The sequence below is a fragment of the Haloferax gibbonsii genome, from assembly GCF_001190965.1.
Lineage (GTDB): Archaea > Halobacteriota > Halobacteria > Halobacteriales > Haloferacaceae > Haloferax > Haloferax gibbonsii.
Window position 1 is genome coordinate 387,021 of the sequence record NZ_CP011948.1, and the last position, 19,385, is coordinate 406,405.

14 protein-coding genes are annotated in these 19,385 nt (G+C 65.9%); 10 read left to right on the forward strand and 4 right to left on the reverse strand.

The features are described 5' to 3' along the window. Nucleotides 1-2: 2 nt before the first annotated feature. Nucleotides 3-782 carry a TatD family hydrolase gene (locus ABY42_RS16595; protein WP_004971771.1) on the reverse strand — a complete coding sequence of 260 codons (780 nt, stop codon included), beginning with the start codon at nucleotides 780-782 and terminating at the stop codon, nucleotides 3-5. 184 nt (nucleotides 783-966) lie between these two features. Here ABY42_RS16595 and ABY42_RS16600 point away from each other — a divergent pair, with 184 nt between their 5' ends. The 3 genes from ABY42_RS16600 (at nucleotide 967) to ABY42_RS16610 (ending at nucleotide 3,851) form a co-directional block, all read left to right on the forward strand. After that, nucleotides 967-1,176 carry a hypothetical protein gene (locus ABY42_RS16600; RefSeq protein WP_004971767.1) on the forward strand — a complete coding sequence of 70 codons (210 nt, stop codon included), beginning with the start codon at nucleotides 967-969 and terminating at the stop codon, nucleotides 1,174-1,176. Nucleotides 1,177-1,257: 81 nt separating this feature from the next. After that, entirely contained in the window at nucleotides 1,258-2,454 is a 1,197-nt protein-coding gene (locus ABY42_RS16605; protein WP_050460174.1) for an inositol-3-phosphate synthase, read from the forward strand. Continuing rightward, nucleotides 2,451-3,851 carry an alkaline phosphatase family protein gene (locus ABY42_RS16610; protein ID WP_050460175.1) on the forward strand — a complete coding sequence of 467 codons (1,401 nt, stop codon included), beginning with the start codon at nucleotides 2,451-2,453 and terminating at the stop codon, nucleotides 3,849-3,851. Before ABY42_RS16605 ends, ABY42_RS16610 begins: the two co-directional genes overlap by 4 nt. 117 nt (nucleotides 3,852-3,968) lie before the next feature. On the opposite strand, the gene ABY42_RS16615 is transcribed toward ABY42_RS16610, so the two are convergent. Beyond that, entirely contained in the window at nucleotides 3,969-9,191 is a 5,223-nt protein-coding gene (locus ABY42_RS16615; protein ID WP_050460176.1) for a PVC-type heme-binding CxxCH protein, read from the reverse strand. A 452-nt stretch (nucleotides 9,192-9,643) separates the two neighbouring features. Between ABY42_RS16615 and ABY42_RS16620 the strand changes: the two genes are divergently transcribed. The 7 genes from ABY42_RS16620 to ABY42_RS16655 all read left to right on the forward strand — a co-directional run bounded on the left by ABY42_RS16620 (nucleotide 9,644) and on the right by ABY42_RS16655 (nucleotide 17,795). After that, a complete protein-coding gene (locus ABY42_RS16620) occupies nucleotides 9,644-10,855 on the forward strand; it encodes a Tm-1-like ATP-binding domain-containing protein (protein ID WP_050460177.1) in 1,212 nt (403 codons plus the stop codon). Nucleotides 10,856-11,036: 181 nt separating this feature from the next. Further along, nucleotides 11,037-12,455 (forward strand): substrate-binding protein, encoded by a 1,419-nt coding sequence (locus tag ABY42_RS16625; protein ID WP_004971752.1) that lies wholly within the window; start codon nucleotides 11,037-11,039, stop codon nucleotides 12,453-12,455. A gap of 276 nt (nucleotides 12,456-12,731) precedes the next feature. After that, complete coding sequence (locus tag ABY42_RS16635) at nucleotides 12,732-13,673, forward strand: branched-chain amino acid ABC transporter permease (protein ID WP_004971749.1); 942 nt, start codon at nucleotides 12,732-12,734, stop codon at nucleotides 13,671-13,673. Continuing rightward, nucleotides 13,670-14,812, forward strand: a complete 1,143-nt coding sequence (locus tag ABY42_RS16640) for a branched-chain amino acid ABC transporter permease (RefSeq protein WP_004971747.1) — start codon at nucleotides 13,670-13,672, stop codon at nucleotides 14,810-14,812. Before ABY42_RS16635 ends, ABY42_RS16640 begins: the two co-directional genes overlap by 4 nt. Then, entirely contained in the window at nucleotides 14,812-15,570 is a 759-nt protein-coding gene (locus ABY42_RS16645) for an ABC transporter ATP-binding protein (protein ID WP_004971745.1), read from the forward strand. The genes ABY42_RS16640 and ABY42_RS16645 overlap by 1 nt, the downstream gene beginning before the upstream one ends. Further along, nucleotides 15,567-16,310, forward strand: a complete 744-nt coding sequence (locus ABY42_RS16650; RefSeq protein WP_004971743.1) for an ABC transporter ATP-binding protein — start codon at nucleotides 15,567-15,569, stop codon at nucleotides 16,308-16,310. Before ABY42_RS16645 ends, ABY42_RS16650 begins: the two co-directional genes overlap by 4 nt. A gap of 222 nt (nucleotides 16,311-16,532) precedes the next feature. Beyond that, on the forward strand, nucleotides 16,533-17,795 hold the full coding sequence (locus tag ABY42_RS16655) for an outer membrane protein assembly factor BamB family protein (RefSeq protein ID WP_050460178.1): 1,263 nt from the start codon (nucleotides 16,533-16,535) through the stop codon (nucleotides 17,793-17,795). A gap of 84 nt (nucleotides 17,796-17,879) precedes the next feature. Here ABY42_RS16655 and ABY42_RS16660 read toward each other — a convergent pair whose 3' ends face one another. Both ABY42_RS16660 and ABY42_RS16665 read right to left on the reverse strand, forming a co-directional pair. Next, the gene (locus tag ABY42_RS16660) at nucleotides 17,880-18,713 is read right to left on the reverse strand and encodes a phosphoenolpyruvate hydrolase family protein (RefSeq protein ID WP_004971739.1); all 834 of its coding nucleotides are present in this window, start codon (nucleotides 18,711-18,713) and stop codon (nucleotides 17,880-17,882) included. Between the two features lie 119 nt (nucleotides 18,714-18,832). Next, complete coding sequence (locus ABY42_RS16665; RefSeq protein WP_004971736.1) at nucleotides 18,833-19,243, reverse strand: cupin domain-containing protein; 411 nt, start codon at nucleotides 19,241-19,243, stop codon at nucleotides 18,833-18,835. Between the last annotated feature and the right edge of the window lie 142 nt (nucleotides 19,244-19,385).

The window sequence follows — 19,385 nt, forward strand, 5'->3', positions numbered from 1 at the left end:
GGTCACACCTCGTAGTGGAAGTTCGGCGACTGGCCGAAGAACTCCCGGGGGTTGTCGTAGACGACCTTGCGGACCTCGTCTCGGTCCCAGCCGCGGTCGAGCATCTTGTCTCGGGCCTTCGGGACCGCGAGCGGGTCAGACGGGTCCCAGTCGGCGGCGCTGTTGAGCAGCATCTTGTCGGTGCCGTACTCCTCGAGGATGTCGATGGTCGTCTCGGCGTCTATCTTTCCGGGGTAGAGGGTGAAGCCGAGCCAACAGTCGGTCTGCAGCGAGATATCGACCGTGTTCTCGGTGTTGTGGTCGATGACGATTCGCTCTTCGGTCACGTCTTCGTCCTGAATCATCTCGACGAGTCGCTCGGTCCCCTCGGGCTTCTGGGTGTGCGGGGTGTGGATGATGACCGGCAGTTCGCGTTCTTCCGCCATTCTGAGCTGGCGTCTGAACGCGTACTCCTCGGCTTCGGTCCCCTGGTCGAGTCCGATTTCGCCGAGTCCGACGACGTGCTCGCGGTCGAGGTACTCGGGGAGCCCGTCCATCACGGCCTCCGCCATCTCGGGGTAGTTCGCTTCCTTCGGTTCGAGGCCGACGGTGACGTAGTGGTCGATGCCCGCCGCCCGCTCGGCCCGGTCGGTCTCGAACTCGATTATCTGCTCGAAGTAGTCGAAGAACGACGCCGCGTGCTGCTTGTCCGTCCCGCTCCAGAACGCGGGTTCGACGCAACATTCCACGCCCGCAAGCCGGGCGCGCTCGTAGTCGCTCGTCGAGCGAGACACCATGTGCATGTGCGGGTCGATAATTGGTATCGACATGTGACCTACCTCTCTGATGGTAGTTAATCATTGTTTCGGTGGATTCGGTGACGGCCGCGGGACGAGGGCGCAACGACCGGGCGAAGCGACCGACTGAAGCGACCGCAAGCGACGGCGGAGACAGCTATTTACTCGTCCGCGCCGACCCCGTAGTCGCATGCCGGAACACTGTCCGTTCTGCGGCGAGCCGATAGAATCGAACCGCGTCACGCCCGAGGACGGTCGCCCCTACGAGGAGTGGCGCTGCGTCGACTGCGACGAGACGTGGCGACACCCCGAGGAGACGGTCCTCGACCGGAGCCTCGACTTCAGCAAACACGGCGACCAACTCGACAGGCGGGACGCCGACACCTCCCTCGACTGGTGAGCGGTCGCCCGCCGGCACCGACGCGGAAACAATCATGATTGACGGACAAGGTTATGTATCGGCCACCGCAATCGTGAGTCGATGACAGTCGGAGTTTGGATAATCGGAGCCAGAGGTAACGTCGCGAGCGTCTCGATGACCGGCGCGCGCGCAATCGCACGCGGCGTCGCGGACACGACCGGGATGGTGACGGCCCGCGAACCGGTGGCCGCGCTCGACCTTCCCGCCCTCGACGACCTTGTGTTCGGGGGCCACGACATCCGGTCCCAGCGAATCGAGGAGACCGCCGAGGAGATGGCGGGCCACGGCGGCGTCGTGGCACCCGACACCCTCGACGCGGTCCGCGAGGACCTCCGCGAAATCGACGAGCGCGTCGAACTCGGAACCGCGCGTCGGTGCGGCGAGGCGGTCGAGGGGATGTCCTCGGGGACGGGGAGCGACGACGTGGCCGTCGCCGACATCGTCGAGGAGATACGGGCCGACTACGCCGCCTTCGCCGACTCGCAGGACGTCGACCGGCTGGTCGTCGTGAACGCCGCGTCGACCGAGCCGCCGATTCCGACGCCCGGCGACTACGACACGCTGGCGGCGTTCGAGACGGCGGTCGAGCGCGACGACCCGAACCTCCCCGCGAGCGCCCTGTACGCGTACGCGGCGCTCCTCGACGGCCACCCGTACATCAACTTCACTCCCAGTACCGGCTCCTCGCTCGGCGGGCTGTGCGAACTCGCGGAGCGAAACGAGGTGCCGCACATGGGCCGCGACGGGAAGACCGGCGAGACGCTGATGAAGTCCGCGCTCGGACCGATGTTCGCGGGGCGGAACCTGCGCGTTCTCTCGTGGGAAGGCCACAACATCCTCGGCAACAGCGACGGACTCGTCCTCGAAGACGACGCGAACAAGGCGGGGAAGATAGAGAGCAAGGGCAGCCTGCTGGACGACATCCTCGGGTACGAGACCCACAACGCGGTCCGCATCGACTACACGCCGTCGCTCGGCGACTGGAAGACCGCGTGGGACCACGTCCACTTCGAGGGCTTCCTCGGGACGAAGATGAAGATGCAGTTCACGTGGGAGGGCGCCGACTCGGCGCTCGCCGCCCCGCTCGTCCTCGACATGGTCCGGCTGGCCGCCTTCGCCGACGAGCGCGGCGAGGGCGGGACGATGCCGCACCTCGCGTCCTTCTTCAAGTCCCCCGAGGGCGTCGACAGACACGAACTGTCCGAGCAGTTCCGACTCCTCTACGACTACGCGGAGCGCCACGCGGAGGGAACGTGACGGCTCGAAGGACCTCGGACGCGACCGCGTCCGGTGCCGGGCGCGTCGTCGTCCTCGACGTCGTCGGACTCCAACAAGAACATCTCGACGAGGGATTGGCACCGAATATCGCCGACCTGCTCGCCGGAAAGCCGTCCGGGGCGCTCGAACCGCCGTTTCCGAGCGTCACGGTGCCCGCACAGACGACCCTCTCGACCGGGCAGTCGCCCGCCGCCCACGGCGACGTGTCCAGCGGCGAGTTCGACCGCGACCGGCAGGTCGCCGAGTTCTGGGAGCGCGACCGGGGAACGCGAACGCGCCTGTGGGAGGCCGCGAGCGACGAGGCGGGCCTCACGACGGGCGCGCTGTTCTTCCAACACCTCATCGGCACGAGCGCCGACGTGGCCGTCACGCCGTCGCCCATCGAAGACGAGGACAACAACCTCATGGAGATGGACTGCTGGACGAACCCCGACGAGTTCTACGACGCTCTCCGCGAGGAGTACGGCCACTTCCCCTTACACAACTACTGGGGGCCGGTCGCCGACGAGCGCAGCAGCGAGTGGATTCTCGCGGCCGCGCGGGAGTCGATAGCGCGGTACGACCCGGACCTGCTGTGGGTGTACGTGCCGCACCTCGACTACGACGCCCAGCGGCACGGCCCCGACTCCCCGGAACTTCGGGAGGCCGTGGGCGTCGTCGACGACCTCGTCGGCGAGTTCCTCGACTGGCTCGAAGCGACGTCCCGCTGGTCCGAGACGGCGGTCGGCGTCGTCAACGAGTACGGCTTCAACGCGGTCGACACGCCGGTGTTCCCGAACCGGGCGCTCCGCGACGCGGGGCTGCTCTCGGTTCGCGACGACGGCGAGGGCGGCGAGGAAGTCGACGTCGCCGCGTCGTCGGCGTTCGCGATGGTCGACCACCAAATCGCGCACGTGTACACCGACCGGCCGGCGGCCGCCCGAGAGGTTCTCGAATCGCTCCCCGGCGTCGACGCCGTGGTCGAAGGCGAAGCGCGGGGCGACGCGAACCACCCGAACGCCGGCGACCTCGTCGCCGTCGCCGACGCGGACGCGTGGTTCCAGTACTACTGGTGGACGGACGACGCCGACGCGCCGTCGTACGCGACGGAGATGGACATCCACGCCAAGCCCGGCTTCGACCCGTGCGAACTGTTCCTCGGCGACGAAGGGCTCGTGACGCTCGACCCGACGAAGGTGTCCGGGTCGCACGGTCGCGTCGACCCCGAGACGCGCGGCTTCTACGGCTTCGGCGGGCCGGCGGCCCCCGACGGCTCGTCCGACCGAATCGTCGACGCCCGGCGGTTCGCACCGACGGTCGCGGACCTGCTCGGCATCGCGGACGACGTGTCGCTCGCGTTCGAGCGCCCGTCGCTGTTCGCCGGCCCGCAGGTGTAGTCCGGGCACCGCCGCGACGCGCCCGAAGTACTGATTTTCCGCGTCGCTCGCCGACACCGAGAGTGCGATACGAAAGAAAAGACGCCACGGACCGCGGTCGGAACGCGTCTCGCCCGCTCAGTTACCTCCCGAGCTCGCGATTTCGATGGTGCCGCGCATCCGGAAGCTGTGGGCGCGACAGACGTACTCCGCCATCGAGTCGGTGACGGTGAACGTGACGCTCTGTGACTCGCCCTGCGTCGCGAGGTACGACGTGGAGATGTCGTTCACGACGGCGTCGTCGCCGTTGACGACCTCGAAGTTGTGGGGCGCGCCGTTGCGGTTCGTCCACGTGACGGTGTACTCGCCGCCGGCTTCGAGGGTGAGCGTCGGGTTCGTCGTGTCCGCGATTCCGGACGGCGAGACGCCGGTCCAGCCCTCGTTGCTCCCGGCTTCGAGTTCGATGGTCGACCCCGACGGAATGACGTCGCTGCCGCCGTCGTCGCTGCCGCCGTCGTCGCTCCCGTCACCACTGGTCGCCTCGACGTGTTCGGTGACGCGGTCGTAGACGAGTTCCAGCCCGTTGCCGGAGCCGCCGATGCGCTTGAGTTCGGTGTCGTCGAACCACGCGGTACCGGTGGCGTTGCCCCAGCCGCCGAACAGCAGGTTGAGCTGGAACTCACCGGGCGACGCGCCAGTCGAGAACGTCGTTTCGAGCAGTTGCCAGTCCTCGACGGGGTCCGTGTAGTAGTCCGTGACGGAGCCCTGTCCGAGTGAGTGGACGTTGATGGTGACGCCGTAGGAGCTTCCGATTTCACCGAAGCCGTCCTCGGAGTTGCTGAAGTCGTCCGAGGTCTTGACCCACGCGCGGAAGCGATACTCGGAGTTCGGTTCGAGGTCGTCGCGGAACTGCGTCCACGACGCGTCCGCGCCCTCGGTGGAGTCGACGCGGACGCTGTAGTCGCCCGTCCGGGCCACGTCCAAGGTGTAGGTGAACTCGGCCGTGCCGCCGTAAGTGGTTCCCTCCCAGTTCGCCGGGCCCTCGGGCTCGGACGACGAGTCGGTACCCGAACTCTCCTCGAACGACGCGTTCGGCAGGAGATTATTCCCGTCGGGGTCGGTCAGCGAGACGTTGTCGAACCACGCCGTGCCGGTCGCGTTGCCGTAGCCGCCGAACAGGCAGTTGATCTGGACCGTCGTGGTGTCGGCACCCGTCGTGAACGTGGTGCTCACTTCCGTCCAGTCGTTGGTTCCGGTCAGCGGGCCCGTCTCGAAGTCCGTCGTGTGGACGTTGAACAGCGCACCGCGAGCCGAGTCGCTCACCTGGACGTTCTCGGTCTTTATCCAGCCGCTGAGCGTGTACTCCGTCTCGGGCTGGACCGAGATGCCGTCGGTGAGCCAGACCGCGTCCGCGCCCTCCGCGGACGAGATTTGGACGCTCTGGCTGCCGTCTTGACCCGCGTCCGCGTAGGTGTACTCGGCGGTGCCCGCGAACGTGTTCGTCGTCCAGTCGGCGGGCATCGCGGGTTCGTTGCTGCCGGTGCTCTCTTCGAAGGAACCGTTCGAGAGCACGTCGGTGCCGTCCGGGTCGGTCAGCGAGACGCTGTCGAACCACGCCGTGCCGGTCGCCTCGCCGTAGCCGCCGAACAGGCAGTTGATCTGGAGTTCTTCGAGGTCGCCGCTGTTGATGGTGATGCTCACCTCCGTCCAGTCGTTGGTGCCGGTCAGTCCGGACGGAATCGTGTCCCACTGCGTTCCCGAGTCCGTGTTCGCTAGCTGCTCGACGCTGACCGTCGCCCCGAGCGGGCCCTCGCCGATCGAGGTACCGTCGACGAGTTGGACGCTGTCGGTCTTGACGTACGCGGAGAGGGTGTACTCGGTGTTCGGGTCGACGGCGACCGTCGTGTTCCACGAGGCGTCCGCGCCCTCGGTGGACGACACCTGGACGCTCCGGTCGCCCTCGTAGCCCGTCTCGGCGTACGTGAATTCGGGCGAGCCGGTGTACGGGGTGGTCGACCAGCCGGCCGGCATCGGGTCGGAGTCGCCGCCGGTGTCGCCGCCGACGGGCGTCTCGAACGAGGGGTTTTCGAGGAGGTTCGGCAGCTCGTCGGTGTCGTCCCCGCCGTCGCTCGTGTCCTCGTTGGCCTCGTACGCCGGGATGAAGCCGTCGGCGTGGGTCGCGCCGGCGAGCGACGCCGCGTCCACGAGGACCGTGTCCTGATAGTTCGATTCGGCGCTGATCATCTGGTAGACCGCCTCGCCGGACGCGTCGTCGGACGGCGTCTGCGCGAGCGCGACGAGCGCCCACATGGCGACCCGACCGTCCTCGTCGTTGAGGAGGTCGTTGTCGAGAATCGCCTGTCGCGTGTCCGTCGTCGACGGCAGGACGCGGAGCGCGGTGAGCCTGACGCCCGGCGAAGAGTGCGTCAGCGCGCCGAGCGCGGCCTGAATCGCGGTGCTGTTTCCGGTGTCGGCGTCGAGCGCGCCGAGGCCGTGCATCGTCCACAGCGCGTGAATCGCCGCCGGGTCGAGGTTGATCTCGTCGAGCGTCTCCGTCGTGACGAGGTCGACGAGCGACGAGAGCGCGCCCGTCTCGTTCCGTTCGACCAACAGCCGCTGGGCCGTCCGCCGCCAGAACATGTTCGAACTCGACAGCGTGTCGACGAGTTCCGAGACGCTCGCGTCCGCGAGGTCGGTCGGCTCGTAGCCGTCGTCGTCGCCGTAGACGACGCGGAAGAGCCGGGCGGTCGCGTGGTCGCGTACCTCGGTCATGTACGCGTTGCCGGGGCCGTTCTCGAAGCCGCCGGGCGTCGGGTTGTGCTGGTAGATGTAGTTGTACCAGTCGATGAACCACAGCATGCCGTCCGGGCCGACGGAGGAGTACGACGGCGCGAACCACGCGTCGGTGCCGCCGGCGATGTTGTGGGCGTAGTGGGTGTTGTAGCCCGCACCGTCCTGCGAGAGGAAGAACGACCCGAGGATGTGACCCGTGCCGTCGCCGACGAAGCCGGTGTTGTTCCAGTACTTCTCGGGATATTCACGCGCCGTGTAGATGGTGTGACCGGTCGCCGCGGTGTACCCGCCGTGGAGGTCGACCTGCCGGACGCGGTCGGTGACCGGGAGGAACCGGTTCGAATCAGACGCCGCGCCGAAGTCGTTCGGCCCGGTTCCCTCGATGAGGTCGTAGTACTGATGCGGGATTGCGAAGTAGTTGCTCGGTCGCCCGGAGGTCGCGGCCGAACCGAAGGCGAGACCCTCCTCGGTGAAACCGAGGCCCGCCTGGTTCCCCGGCAGCGCGCCGACGATTTCGAAGTCGGTGACCGAGCCGTCTTCTAACTTGAATCGGTAGACCGAGGAACTGAAGTTTCGCTCCTCGCCGGCGATGGTGCCGCTGAAGCCGCCGTACCCGACCTGTCCCCAAATCCAGTTGTCGATGCCGTGGGCCAGTTCGTTGGGGCCGGCGTGGGTGTCGCCGTTACCGAATCCGGAGAACAGGACGTTTCGCTCGTCGGCCTGTCCGTCGCCGTCCGTGTCGGCGAGGTGGACCATCTTCCCGCTCTCGCTGGGGTCGTCGAGGTCGGCGACGATGACGCCGTCTTCGACGACAACCATGCTGACCGGCACCGAGAGGCCGTCCGCGAAGACGGTGAACTCGTCGGCCTGTCCGTCGCCGTCCGTGTCTTCGCAGACGACGATTTTGTCGCGGCCCTGGCCTAGCTCGTTCGGATAGTCGCGGGTGACCGACAGCCAGACGCGACCCTGCGCGTCGAACTTCGCGTCGAGGATGTTCCCCTTCGCGTCGTCCGGCAGGTCGGACTCGGTGACGAACGGCTTGAGGTCGAAGCCTTCCGGCGTAATCGTCCGTCTGACCGTCTCGCTGGGGTTCAACGCCCGCTGCATCTTGTTCCAGCTCGTTCCGCTGCCGACTTCCTCGGGGACCTCAGTCGGCAGGAGGCTACCCTCCGGCGGTGGATAGTACGGGATGTCGGCGTCGATGAACTCCAGGTCGTTGAGGACCTTGGTGTCCTCAGCGATGGTGTCTTCGTTCTTCGTGACCCAGCGAATCGCGTTCTCGATGAGCGCTTTGAACCCGTCGGTCGCCCACGGAGCCCTACCGTGGCCCCACGCGGTGTAGAAGACGCGCCCGTCGCCCTGCGTACGAGTCCACGACCACGGTTCGCCCTGGTCGCGTCCCTCGTCGTACTCGGGGATGCTGTCGCCGTCGGGGAACTGCCCGTAGGCGAGCACGTTGATATCGTCGTTGAGGTTCATGTGGCGGTACGTCTCGTCTTCGACCGTGATGGGGTCGAGGGTCGACAGAATCGGATGGCTCGGCTGGGCGAAGCTCGTCGTCATCTCGCCGAAGTTGTGAGCGGCGAACTGACCGCCGACGAGGTTCATGTAGGCGTCCGACCCGGTGAAACACGCCGAGGCGCTGTGTATCGGGATGAAGCCGCCGCCGTTCTCGACGAACTCGACGATGGACTCCTCCTGTTCCGGAGTCAGCTCTTGGCCGTAGTTCGCGCCGCGGTTGTCCATCATGATCCACGCGTCGTAGCGGTGGAGCACGTCGGGTTCGAGGTCGGCGAGTCGGTCGGTGTACTGGACCTCGATGCCGCGGTCCAGCATGTACTCGGTGAGCTGGACCTGCCGGGCCGGCGCGTTGTGACTGCCGCCCTGCGGGCCGCCCATCATGAGGACGCTGATGTTGTCTTCGGCCGGAGGCGGCGTTATCTCGACGCTCCCCCGCATCTCCTCGGGGTGCTCTTCGGCGTAGTACATCGCCATCGACGACTCGGCGGTGAAGCTGACCGTCTGTGAGTCGCCAGACCCCTGCATCGTCGAGAACGACTCCATCACCTCGCCGGTCGGGTCCGCGAGCATGAACGTGATGTCCTCGTCCATGGCGTTCGAGAGCTCGATTTCGTACTCCTCGCCCTCGTGCATGACGAGCGTCGGGTTGGCCGTGTCCTCCATCTCGTCGGGCGCCGTCGCGACCCACGAGAACGAGTCCGCCGAGGTCTCTATCTCCGTCCCGTTGCGCCAACTGTTGATCCCCTTCAGCAGGGAGTTCGTCGTCAGGTCGCCCTGACGCCAGTCGGATATCGCGTCGGCGAGGCCCGAACCCTCGATAACCGACTCCTCGTTCGTGTACGCCGCGAGAATGTCTCCCTCCGTCGCGACGAGGCGAATCGTGTCGTCGGTGGTGAGCTGTTTCGCCTGTGCGACGCCGCTGGCCCCGAGGAAGTTCGCCGCCCCGACGCCGCTCACTTTCATGAAGTTGCGTCGGTTGATGTTCAGTCCCTCGCTGTCGCCGTCGTCGGGATTCGATTCCCGTGTCGTGTCGTCGTCGTGTGTCATAGTGTGTTGCGTCGGTCGCTGTCGTCGTTGGTTACCGTGCGATTACAGGACTGCGCTGCTCTCGCGAACCGCAACCCAGCCGTGTACCCGGCCAATTCGCCGAACGGGTGGCTCTCGCTCCCGCGTTCCCACCCAACTGACAGGCGAGGTGTAACGGAAGTATAGCCATTATTTCCGTCGGCTCATTGATTTGGGCTACCAAATCTCATGAACTAACATTACTTGAATGTACTGTCCAGCGGCAAGTCGTGTCCGGATGTCTCGATGCGTCACTAGCCGGTGAACGTTGGACTGACCCCAATATTGATTACAGTCTGTAGTGTTCCCACGATTGCAAGTATGAACCGCGCATGCACACAATCAGTCGCACCGGCGGCGACGCCGCGCGGCGTCGAGGTTTCGAACGACGGGGGCGGACCGACCCGACGCGAGCGGTCCACCACGGGTGACCGATGAGCGTCGTCATCGTCGGCACGCTCGATACCAAGGGCGAGGAGATAGGGTTCGCCCGCGACGTGCTCGAAGGGCAGGGACTCGAGGTTCATCTCGTCGACGTCGGCGTGATGGGAGCGCCCGAAATCGAACCGGACACCGACGCCGCGGCCGTGGCCGAGGCGGGCGGCAGCACGCTCGAAGCGCTTCGGGAGGCCGGCGACCGCGGCAAGGCCATCGAAACCATGGGCGACGGTGCGGCCGTCGTCGCGTCGCGACTCCACGCGGAGGGCCGACTCGACGGCGTCCTCGGTCTGGGCGGCGGCGGCAACACGTCGGTGGCGACGGCCGCGATGCGCGCGCTTCCGATGGGGGTCCCCAAACTGATGCTCTCGACGATGGCCTCGGGGGACACGGAGCCGTACATCGGCTACCACGACATCGCGATGATGTACTCGGTCGCCGACATCGAGGGGCTCAACCAACTCTCGCGGACCGTCATCTCCAACGCGGCGCTCGCGATGGTCGGCATGGTGTCGAACGAACCGGACGTCGAGACCGAGGACAAACCGACCATCGGAATCACGATGTTCGGCGTCACCACGCCGTGCGTCCAGACGGCGCGCGACTGGCTCGAAGCAGAGGGTTACGAGACCATCGTCTTCCACGCGACCGGGACCGGCGGCCGGGCGATGGAGTCGCTCATCGAGGAGGGCGTCATCGACGGCGTGCTCGACGTCACGACGACCGAGTGGGCCGACGAACTGGTCGGCGGCGTCCTGGCGGCGGGTCCGAACCGGCTCGACGCCGCGGCCGAGCGCGGCATCCCGCAGGTCGTCTCGACCGGCGCGCTCGACATGGTCAACTTCGGGCCGAAAGACTCCATCCCCGACGAGTTCGACGGCCGGCAGTTCCACGTCCACAACCCGCAGGTGACGCTGATGCGGACGACCACGGAGGAGAACGCCGAACTCGGCCGAATCATCGCGGAGAAGCTCAACGCCGCGACCGGGCCGACCACGCTCGCGCTCCCGCTCGGCGGCGTCTCGATGCTCGACGCCGAAGGCGAGGAGTTCTACGACCCCGAGGCCGACGAGGCGCTGTTCGACGCGCTGCGCGAGCACCTCGACGACCACGTGGAAGTCATCGAGTCGTCGGCCAACATCAACGACGAGGAGTTCGCGCTCACGCTCGCGAAGGCAATCGACCGCCGCATGCGGGCGGCGGCCTAACCCGGGCGTTTCCGAATCGAGAACGGGACTCGGGGGGCGCCCCCGCTGCCGACGACGTGCTGAGCGCCGACGAGGATGATTTCGCGCTCGCGGACCGGCCGGGTGACCTGTTTTCTACCCGGATAATCACAAAGTTTAACTATACCATGACACCATGTCACTACCAGCGTTCCGAAGAAACATGACTGATCAACCAGCGCTAACTGACGAATCCAGGCGACGCTATCTGAAAGCAATCGGGACGGCCGGACTCACGGCCGGCCTCGCGGGCTGTACCGGTGGGGGCGGTTCCGAGACCGAGAACACCGACGGCGGCGGTGGCGACGACTCCTCTGGCGGGGACACGTCCGGCGGCGACGACAGCGGCGAGGACTACGAGGCTATCGGGAACTTCCCACCCGAGGGGAACTCCGTGAGCATCGGATTCAACGGGCCGACCTCCGGCGCGTTGGGTCCCGACGGCCAAGACCAAGAGAAGGGCTTCGACCTCGCGGTCAAACACCTGAACGAGGGCGGCGGCCTCGTCGACTACTGGGATCAACTGAGCGGCGACGGCATCATGGGCTACCAGGTCGAGCCGACGAAGGCCGACACCGCCGGCAGCGCCGACACGGCACAGGACAACATCGAGCGGATGATTCAGCGGGACAACATCCAGTTCTGGACGGGCGGCATGTCCAGTACGGTGACGATGGCGATGCAGAACGTCGCCCAGCGAGAGAAGGTTCCGTTCATGGGCGGTAACTCCACGTCCGCCGGCATCTCCGGCGAGAACTGCTCGCGATACTACTTCCACCCGACGTTCCACGCGGAGATTATCGGGATGGCGATGGGCGAGGCCGCGCCCTCGGTCCTCGGCGAGGACCGCTCGCTGTTCCACATCTACATGGACTACTCCTACGGGCAGTCGAACCGCGACGCCGCCCGCAAGTACCTCACCGAACAGGGTCCGTGGGAGGACGCCGGCGGTGCCGCCATCGCGGAGGGCGAGACCGACCACAGCTCCCAGATTCAGGCGCTCGAAGACTCCGGTGCCGACACGCTGTACTTCTCCAGCTTCGGCAACTTCGCCGCCAGCGGCCTCGCGCAACTGCGAGACGCCGGCCTGACCGACGACATCGACGTCATCATCCCGCACGTCAGCGCGTTCACCCTCGACCCGCTCGGCGCGGACGCGGAGGGTGTCCTCGGTATGGAGCCGTGGAACCCGAACGCCGACAACGAACCGAGCCAGGTGTTCGTCGAGTCCTACAGAGAGGAGTACGACGAGACGCCCAACCAGAGTTCGCTGCACACCTACGAGTCGATGATGGTGTACGCGGCCGCCGTCGAGGAGGCCGGCACGTTCCACCCGCCGACGGTGGTTCGAACGCTCGAAGAGTTCGAGTGGAGCCTCGCGTGGGGCGACTCCGCGTACCGGACCTGCGACCATCAGGTCGAGCGCCCGTGGTACATGGTCCGCGGCGTCGGCGACGACCGCGCCGAGGAACTCGGTATCCGGACGGAAATCGTCGAGACGACCGACCCGCTCGTCTACGAGTGCAGCGAGTTCCCGGCGTCGAACTGCGCCATGGGCGACAACGAGTACGGAGACGAGTAACGGCCGGACCAAGCCTCGATACGACGTACCTTACTCCCATTTTCTGCAGTCGATAATCCGCGAGCGGCCATCGGCGTTCTCGGCCGCGCGCACGCCATTCTCCCGCTCGACTGCATTCGCGCCGCGCCGACATCCGGGACCGCCCCCGACGAACCCGGAGAGCGGCCCGCTGGCATGCCAGAAGTCAGCGAAACACAAGATTAACATACTGAAGAATTCATGAATAATCGTGCACACCATGAAGTGCTTACTCACATCTGTACCGAGGTGGAAACGATGAATATCGACAGCATCGTCGGGTTCCTCTTCATCGCGCTGAGCGTCGCATCGCTGTACCTGCTCGTCGCGGTCGGCCTGTCCATCGTGTTCGGGTCGCTCAAATACGTGAATATGGCTCACGGCGTCCTCTACTTGAGCGGCGCGTACATCGGGCTCCTCATCGCGTCGAGCGAGCAGTACGGCGGACTGTTGAGCGACTTCGGACAGGTCGGACTCGATTGGGGGTTCATACCCGCGCTCGTGTTGACGCCGGTCGTCATCTTCGTCCTCGGCGTCGCGATGGAGCGTTGGATCGCAAAACCGTTCTACGAGCGAGAACTTCTCGACCAGCTGTTGGTGACATTCGGAATCCTCATCGCCGCTCAAGAGTTGGTCGCCATCCTCTTCGGCCGGACGGGGACCATCTACCCCCGGCCCGAGTGGCTCACGGGCGCGATTTCGCTTCCCGTCATCGGCACGCCGCCGGGGATGAGCGCGGCCTCGACGATACGCGTCCTCGTCGTCGCGCTCACGCTGTTGCTCGTCGCCGGTATCTTCGCGTTCTTCAAATACACCGACTACGGGCTGGCCGTGCGGGCGGGGACCGAAGACTCCGAGATGACGCAGATGCTCGGCATCCGCGTCGGTAGGCCGTTCCTCCTGATATTCGCCGTCGGTGCCGCCTACGCGGGACTCGCCGGCGTCCTCGGCGGGTCGCTGTTCAACGTGACTTCCGAAATCGGCATGGAGATAATCATCCCGTCGCTGGTCATCGTCATCATGGGCGGCGTCGGCAGTTTGCGCGGGACCGTCGTCGGCGCGCTGCTCGCCGGGCTCACCTTCGCGGTGGCGACGGAACTCGAACCGAGCATGACGCAGGCCAGTATCTATCTGCTGGCCATCGTGGTGCTGACGATTAGGCCGAGCGGTATCTTCCCCTCGGCGGAGATTGGACAATGAGCACGGACAACATCCACAAGACCGTAGACGAAGAATCGTCGTTGATTAGCTGGGACACCTGGGACGGAATCAAGCACACCGAGTCGTTCGTCCTCCTGTCGTCGGTGCTGTTCGTCCTGACGTTCTCGTACGCGTTCGGCCGCGCACCGGTCGTCTCGGATATCTTCCAGGGGTATCACGGACTCGCGGTTACGATTCTCATCTGGTCGATATTCGCGCTCGGGTTCAACCTCCTGTTGGGCCAGACCGGCCTCCTCTCGTTCGGGCACGCCATGTTCTTCGGGACCGCGAGCTACGCCTCGGCGCTGTTCGCGATTCACGTGTACAACGACCCGCTGGCGGTCATCGTCGTCGGGACGCTGGCGGCGGTCGCCCTCGGGGCGGTCGCGGCGCTGATTCTCCTGCGCCTCCACACGGTGTACTTCTCCATCGTGGCGCTGGCTATCGGCCAGTTCCTCTACTTCCTCGCCCGAGAACCGCTCGTGGAGATAACCAAGGGCATAAACGGGCTCGAAGTGCCGCGGTCGCCCGTTCTCGGGTTCTTCGAACTGGAACACCAGTACGGCGGCCTCCTCGGCGAACTCATCGTGAACAACCTCTACCTCTTCGTCGGCGTCTTCTTCGTCGCCGTCGTCGCCTCCATCACGCGCATCCGCAAGTCGCCCTACGGGCTCATCTTCAAGGCGATTCGCGAGAACGAGACGCGGACGGCGTTCGTCGGTCTCGACGTCTGGCGCTACAAGTTCGCGGCGTTCCTCCTCTCTGCGTCCATCGTCGGCCTCGCCGGCGGCCTGATGGCCGTCAACACCCAGTTCGCGGGCGTCGAGCGACTCTACTGGTCCGTCAGCGGCGACGTCGTCGTCATGACCGTCCTCGGCGGCCTCGGCACGCTCGCCGGGCCGGTCATCGGGACGTTCGTGTTCTTCTACTTCAAGGGCATCGTCAACGGCTTCCCGACGCTCGGCAACTACTGGCTGCTCCTGCTCTCGCTTTCGTTTACCACGGTCGTGTGGGTCTACCGCGACGGTATCTGGGGGATGACGACCGCCTTCACCGGCGCGCTCCGCGAACCCAGAGAACTGCTTGACTCCCTCACGGGTGGCGACTCGACCGGCGACTCCTCGGGAGGTGAGAACTGATGGCGCTGCTCGAAACCCACGGGCTCACCAAGGAGTTCGGCGGGCTCACGGCGCTCGACGGCGTCGACATCGAAGTCGAAGAGGGCGAACTCGTCTCCCTCATCGGCCCGAACGGCGCTGGCAAGTCCACGCTCATCAACACCATCACCGGTCGGCTGCGCCCGACCGAGGGCGAGGTGTTCTACGCCGGGAACGAACTCGTCGGCATGAAGCCGTTCGAAATCGCACAACTCGGCGTCGGCCGGTCGTTCCAGACGGCGTCGATTCTCCCGGAACTCACGGTGCGCGAGAACGTGCAGGTCGCGTCGTTCGCGGCCGAACACGGCTCGTTCCGGGTCAATTTCTTCCGCCGGCGGGACTCGTTCGACGAGGTCCAAGCGCGGACGAACGACATCCTGGAGACCATCGGCCTCGACTCGAAGGCCCGCATGGAAGCCGGTTCGCTCCCGTACGGCGACAAGCGGCGCTTAGAGGTCGCCATCGGGCTCGCGACCGACCCGGACCTGCTGTTCATGGACGAGCCGACCGCCGGCATGTCGCCGACGGAGACCGAGATAACGGTCGACCTCATCCACGACCTCCTCGCCGACTGGGGGATGACCATCTTCCTCGTCGAACACGACATGGACATCGTCTTCGACGTGTCCGACCGCATCTTCACGCTCCACCAGGGACGGCTCATCGCGCAGGGCACCCCCGAGGAGATTCGGGAGAATCCGGCCGTTCGCGAGGCCTACCTCGGAGGTGGGGAACAATGAGCCTGCTCGAACTCGACGACGTGCACGCCTACTACGGACCGAGCCACATCCTCCGCGGCGTCTCGCTCGGCATCGACGAGGGCGAGGTCGTCACGCTCCTCGGCCGCAACGGCGCGGGGAAGACGACGACGGTCCGCAGCATCGCCGGGACCGAACCGCCGGCGATTCGGTCCGGTTCGATTCGGTTCGACGGCGACGACATCACGGACTGGCCGGCCGACAACATCGCCATGGGCGGCATCGGCGTCGTTCCCGAGGGTCGCCGGCTGTTCTCCGAACTGACGGTCGAGGAGAACCTCGAGATGTCGAAAATCACCCGCGGCTGGTGGAACACCATCCGCCGGGGCGGTCTCGGCGGCGGCGAGAGCACGATGTCGATAGACGAGCTGTACGACCTGTTCCCGCGGCTCGACGAGCGGCGGACCCAACAGGCCGGGACGCTCTCGGGCGGCGAACAGCAGATGCTCTCCATCGCGCGGACGCTCAGGCTCCCGAACCTGAAGCTGCTGTTGCTGGACGAACCGACCGAGGGACTGGCCCCGCAAATCGTCAAGGCGGTGGGCGACTCGGTCGCCGAAATCGCCGACCAGGGGCTGACGGTGCTCCTCATCGAGCAGAACGTCCGTGAGGCGCTCCGCATCGCGGACCGCGGCTACGTGCTCGACCAGGGCGACATCGTCTACAGGGGTACCGTGGACGAACTCGAATCCGAAGACCTCGACGAGTACCTCGTCGTCTGACCGCGCCGAACGCGCGCCCCTCGGCGCGACGGACGCGCTCTTTCTCTCCCACCTCGCTTCCGTTTCGGTCCGTTCTCGTTCCGATGTTCTCCGCGGCTCTCGTTCGGCTCCCGTTCCGGTTCCTGCCCCGGCGCTCAGTCTCGCAGTTCGAGGTCGCTTTTTCACCCCGGTCGCCGTCAGTCAGTCGACAATATTATTTCGTGACACTCGAACACACGGGACATGAAACGGACCAACCGACGACGATTTCTCGCCGCGTTCTCCTCGTCCGCGCTCACGTTCGCCGCGGGCTGTCAGCGACCTCCGGTCGCGTCTACGTCGCAGAGTCACCCCGTGTCCGAGCCGGTCACCTCGTGGCCGACGTTCCGCGGGGGGCGGTACAACACCGGCTACATCGGCGACGTGTCCCCGCTCGACTCGGAGCCCTCGGTCGAGTGGACGTTCGAGGCCGACGGGGCGTTCTGGGGAAGTCCAATCGTCGCCGACGGCACCGTCTACATCGGGAGCGCCGATAGCTCCCTGTACGCGCTCGACGCGGAGACCGGCGAGGACCGTTGGTCCTTCGAGGCGGACCATCGAATCGAGGGGACGCCGGCCTACGCCGACGGTATCGTCTACATCGGGTCGTACGACAAACACCTGTACGCCATCGACGCCGAGACCGGCGAGGAGCGCTGGTCCCGGGCGTTCGACGGGTTGATCCGAGGGAGCCCGACCGTCTGGGACGGGACGGTCTACACCGGCGTCGGCTGTCACAATCTCGCGTGCGCGTGGTACGCGGAGGAGGCCAACGTCTCGGAGTCCGGGTGGGTGTACGCGCTCGACGCGGAGACCGGCGAGACGGAGTGGCAGTACGAGGTCGGCGACGAGGTCGTCAGCAGTCCGGCGGTCACGGACGACCGCGTGTACGTCGGCTCCTCGGACGAGGCGCTGTACGCGCTGTCGCGCTCGACCGGCGAGGTCGAGTGGCGGTACGAGACCCGCGATATGATATGGTCGAGCCCGGCGGTCGCCTACGGCTCCGTGTACTTCACCGACTGGAACGGCAACGTCCACGCCGCCGACGCGGCGACGGGCGAGCGAGAGTGGCTCGCCGACACGGCAGGTCGATACATCTCGGGCTCCGTCGCGGTCGGCGAGGAGGCCGTCTACGTCGGTCACACGCCGTACAACACGCTCGACGACCCGACGACGAACCACGCGAAGGTGTTCCGCTTCGACCGCGAGAGCGGCACCGAGAACTGGAGCTTCGAGACGCCCGCGCTGGAGGTCGGGAGCAGTCCCGTCCTGACGGAGGACACGCTCTACGTCGGGACGCACCGGCAGTCGGACGGCGACGGCGTCGGCGTCCACGCCATCACGACCGACGGGCAAGAAGAGTGGTTCATGGAAATCGACGGGCGTGGCGTCGGGTCCAGCCCGGCGCTCGTCGACGGGCGACTGTACTTCGGTGGAACCGACGCGAAGGTGTACGCGGTCGAGTAGTCCGACTGTACGCGAGACCGCCTCCGCGACGACCTAGTCACCGCAGCGGTAGCAATCGCTCGAACGAGAACGTCTCGAAAGCCCTCAGAAGTCGATTTCCTTGAACTTGCGCGCTTGATTCTCGATGGCCTCCTCCGTGGCGAGGCGCTCGATGCTCGACGCGCCGAAGAAGCCGACGACGCCCTCGGTGTTGTTGAGGACGTACTCCGCGTCGTCGGGCCACGCGATGGGGCCGCCGTGGCAGATGACGTGAACGTCGTCACGGACCGACTTGGCGGCGTCGTGGTGCGCCTGCACGCGCTCGGCCGCGTCGTCGAGGTCGAGCGCCGTCTCCGCGCCGATGTCGCCGGAGGTCGTCAGCCCCATGTGGGAGACGATGACGTCGGCACCGGCCTCGGTCATCGCTTCGGCCTGCTCTTCGGTGAAGACGTATGGGCACGTCAGCATACCCTGCTCGCTCGCCTCGCGAATCATCTCGACTTCCTTGTCGTAGCCCATACCGGTCTCTTCGAGGTTCTTCCGGTAGCTGCTGTCCTCGTCGATGAGTCCGACGGTCGGGAAGTTCTGGACGCCGGAGAAGCCGCGACGGCGCAGGTCTTCGATGAACACGCTCATCTCGCGGAAGGGGTCGGTCCCGTTGACGCCGGCGAGTACCGGCGTGTCTTCGACGACCGGGATGACCTCGTGGCCCATCTCGACGACGATTTCGTTGGCGTCGCCGTACGGCAGGAGACCGGCCAGCGAGCCCCGACCGTTCATCCGGTAGCGTCCCGAGTTGTAAATGATGAGCAGGTCGACGCCGCCGCGTTCCGCGAACTTCGCGGAGATGCCGGTTCCGGCACCGGCGCCGATGACGGGGTCGCCGGATTCGATCGTGGATTCGATACGGTCGAGTGATTCAGCACGAGTATACTTCATCCGAGTTGACAGGCCATCGCATACGACTTTAATATTTCGGAAGAATCGACCGGCGGCCGGGCGTCGGGCGAGCGACGCGACCGAAACGGCGTCGATACGAAGGCGCTCGTCCGCGCGAATCAGTTGTCCGGGAACTCGCCGGGCGGGAAGACCGTCGCGTCGTCGTCCTCGCGAATCACGGCTTCCGGGCCGGGCGGGCAGTACACCGCGAGGAACCGAAGCGGCTCCCACGACGTGTTGATGGTGCTGTGTTCGACGCCGCTGGGGATGTGAACCATGTCGCCCGCGCTGACCGTCCGCGTCTCGTCCTCGATGGTCTGTTCGCCCTCGCCGCCGAGGATGTACAGTATCTCCTCGCTATCGGGGTGGGTGTGTCGCTCGTGGCCCTTCCCGGGTTCAAGCAACACGACGCCGGCACTGAACCCCTCGGAACCGGTGACCTCGGGTGTGTTCATCCACTTCAGCGTGCCCCAGTCCAATTGAATCGTCTCTACGTCGTCCGCCTGGACGAACCGCTTTTCGGATACCATGACGTGTTGAGTCAAACAGTATCAATTATTAAATATTTTGGTGGTCGGAACGCGGTCAGAGAACCCGCCGACGCCAACGAGGGTGCTCAAGCATTTTCGAGAGGAAAACGACGATGTCGAGCCGAAATGAGCGAGGTTCGCC